Genomic DNA, 1,657 nt, shown 5'->3' on the forward strand with positions numbered 1-1,657 from the left:
CAGCTACGTGGACCTTGAAGCCCGGGTGCGGCGCAATCATCCGTTGCGGGCGATCCGGTTAATCGTGAGTGAGGCGCTGTCGGCGCTGGAGCGGGAGTTCGCGGCGCTGTACTCGCCGATCGGACGGCCCTCGATCCCGCCGGAGAAGCTGCTGCGGGCGATGCTGTTGCAGGCGTTCTATTCGATCCGCTCGGAGCGGCTTTTGATGGAGCGGCTGGAATACGACCTTCTGTTCCGCTGGTTCGTCGGCATCGGCATCGACGACGCAGCCTGGGACCATTCGGTGTTCTCGAAGAACCGCGACCGGCTGCTGGAGGGCAACATCGCGGCGAAGTTCCTCAGTGCAATCCTGGCGCAGCCCAAGGTGAAGAAGCTCCTTTCCACGGATCACTTCTCGGTCGACGGGACGCTGATCGCGGCCTGGGTGTCGATGAAGAGCCTCAGGCCGAAGGACGGTTCGGGCGAAGAGCCGGGGAATGAGTCAGGCGAGCCGCCGGCTCAGGGCGGTGGGCGTAACACGGAGGCGGACTTCCACGGCCAGAAACGGTCGAACGAGACGCATGCTTCGACCACCGACCCCGATGCCAGGCTCTACCGCAAGGGGCGGGGCAAGGAGGCCAAGCTCTGCTCCATGGGGCACGGGCTGATGGAGAACCGCCATGGCCTGCTGGTCGATGCCTGTCTGACGCTGGCCGACGGGCATGCCGAGCGAGTGGCCGCACTGCATATGATCGAACCCTGCGCCGACCGGCCGCTGGCGATCACGCTCGGCGCCGACAAGGCCTATGACGCGGAGGACTTCATCAACGAGTTGCGCTCAATGAAGGTGACGCCGCACGTGGCGCAGAACATGAACGGCCGCCGTTCCGCGATCGATCGCCGCACAACCCGGCACGGCGGCTATGCCGTCAGCCAGCGCATCCGCAAGCGCATCGAGGAGGCGTTCGGCTGGATCAAGACTGTCGCCGGGCAGGAGAAGACCAAGTTGCGCGGACGCGACCGCGTCGGGTGGGCCTTCATCTTCGCGGCTGCCGCCTACAATCTGGTGCGGCTACCGAAGCTCCTGGCGGTGCCGACATGACCGCGCCCGCGGGCTGCCAACTGATCGGCCGCTGGCGGATCATCGAAGCCGATCTGTGGGATCGCGGCTACCTGAACCTCAGCGGCTCCGCCATGATCACCATCGGCGGCGACAACAACGGCGAGATCGCCTTTGGCGCCCTGCAAGCCGGCCTCGATCTCAGCTACAGCCCCTCAATAGTTCACTTCACATGGAGCGGATGTGACGAGATGGACGAAGTCACAGGCGATGGCCATGCCGAATTGCTTGACGACGGCTCGATCGAGATCACATTCGCCTACCACAACGGTGACGAAGCCATCCTCAAGGCAATACGGCACACTTCTTCAACAGATGGGGTGATTGGGGTCTCTTCCGAGCCGAGATGAAGGCGGCTGCTCCTGTCGGGATGTGAGAACGTGGTCGATGTGGATCGCCACAAACATCAGGAAGGAGCAGCCATGAAGTATTTTGCCGGACTGGACGTGTCTTTGGAAGAGACCGCGATTTGCGTGGTCGACGAGGCCGGGCGGATCGTGAAGGAGGCGCGTGCGGCGAGCGAGCCGCAGGTGTTGAGCGAAGCGCTGCGGAAAGTCG

At 63.9% G+C, this 1,657-nt stretch carries 2 protein-coding genes and 1 pseudogene; all 3 read left to right on the forward strand.

All coding sequences use genetic code 11. The features are described from left to right. On the forward strand, window positions 1-1,081 hold a 1,081-nt coding region (locus tag RFN28_RS34435), incomplete at its 5' end, for an IS5 family transposase (RefSeq protein WP_320291573.1). Then, window positions 1,078-1,449, forward strand: coding sequence for a hypothetical protein (locus RFN28_RS34440; protein ID WP_320291574.1), 372 nt, complete (start codon window positions 1,078-1,080; stop codon window positions 1,447-1,449). The genes RFN28_RS34435 and RFN28_RS34440, both read left to right, overlap by 4 nt. A 72-nt stretch (window positions 1,450-1,521) precedes the next feature. Next, a pseudogene (locus tag RFN28_RS34445) lies at window positions 1,522-1,657 on the forward strand (IS110 family transposase); the annotation flags it as partial.

It is taken from the genome of Mesorhizobium album (genome assembly GCF_033977205.1).
Classification (GTDB): domain Bacteria; phylum Pseudomonadota; class Alphaproteobacteria; order Rhizobiales; family Rhizobiaceae; genus Mesorhizobium; species Mesorhizobium album.

Bases quoted from the DNA above. Each gene is read 5' to 3' on its own strand.
- RFN28_RS34440 (WP_320291574.1), top strand. From the start codon at position 1,078: ATGACCGCGCCCGCGGGCTGCCAACTGATCGGCCGCTGGCGGATCATC.